The following is a 1472-nucleotide window of genomic DNA, read 5'->3' on the forward strand; positions in this document are numbered from 1 at the left end:
TCACCCACACGCAGGAAGCGGGTACGCTGGAAAAACAGCGGTTTATTGACCGCTACGACTATGTGTTTATGACGAAGGAGCCGACGAAGTGGATGCTGAAGCTATACAACAACGACTTTAACTTTACAAACGAATTTTTCTACCGTGTCTCTTACGACAACTTAATTGGAAAGTTATTTCCTCCACTTGAGCTGGCAGCAGAATATAAAATCAGCCCTGCCATTTCTGTCAGTGTTGGCGCAAAGAATGGTTATCGAATGCAAGCTTACTATGATTTTAGCAACACTAATGCCCGCTCCTTAGCAATAGGTAAACAAAGAATCATTGCTTTTGGCGAACTTCGTTGGTACCATCAATTGACAAGACGTATAAAACAAAATTTAAGCGCGAACAATTTCTCTGGTAATTACCTAGGTATTCGTCTTAATCGTAATGTTAACCTTCGCGAAGACGACTTACAAAATACCCAAATTCTGTATGGCAGTGGGAATGATAATAAATGGAATACAGACTACTTTCTTGAGAAGTTTACACAAAGTATTGAAGTAAGGTATGGCATCCAAAGGCGCTTTTTAAAGCATGGACTTATAGATTTTGGAGTTAACGCAGGTGTTTCCTCTTTTGAAAGAACTACTCAAAAACTGATCTTCAAAAATGGTGATAATACCATTTATCGTAATGAAAATTCATTTGAAAGAGTTGAATCAATCCAAGTAACATCAAACCCCAACCGATATGAATGGTACGTCAATAGTAATTTTCGGTTAGGCTTGGCGATTGGTGATTTCAAGAAGAGACAAAAAGCTCCTTTATGTGAAGTCTTGCAGTGTTTTGAGGATGAATCTTCGATGTTAAAAATTAGTTGGCCTTCCATTCAAGTAGGACAAAACAAGCAATCAGCACTGCTGTCGCTGGCTTATGAACATAAAATTGGGAAGTCGGCCTTTTCGGTACATAACCAACTTAATTATGCCTTTAATGCCACTACCTCACAACGCCCAATTGGTAATGGAACAATACATACTCAAAATTATCAGAGTAGCAATGTCGCATTGGTTTCAGAAGTAAGATATTACATCCGTCAAGCGGCTCGTATCAAGCGACTAAACAAAGGCAATAATTTATCTGGTTTGTATGTAAGCACCCCTCTTAGTCTTTTCCTATTCAACAACAAAAGCCGAGTCACCGAGAACAATGTCTCAATTGATAGGAAATACCATAGCCTATTCTCAGACATCGGTTTGAAAGTCGGTTTTCAGCAAAAACTTTTCAACCGAGGTTACATAGATTTAGGACTTTCTGCCAATACTGCTATTATCAGTACACCACAAAAAGTACGCGCAGGCTACGAATGGAATATCCGACCAACCTTTGGCATCGGCTTCGCCCTCTAACCACCCCAAGCCATGAAAAAAGCACTAACTGTCCTCTATTCGACCCTCTGCCTTCTGCAATCGACACTCCTCTTTGTC

At 39.9% G+C, this 1472-nt stretch carries 1 protein-coding gene; it reads left to right on the forward strand.

What is annotated here, in order from left to right; all coding sequences use genetic code 11:
- A partial coding sequence (locus tag K339_RS37525) for a hypothetical protein (protein WP_028523438.1) occupies positions 1-1394 on the forward strand: 1394 nt, incomplete at its 5' end.
- Positions 1395-1472: the final 78 nt, after the last annotated feature.

The organism is Runella limosa DSM 17973, from assembly GCF_000482465.1.
GTDB classification, from domain to species: domain Bacteria; phylum Bacteroidota; class Bacteroidia; order Cytophagales; family Spirosomataceae; genus Runella; species Runella limosa.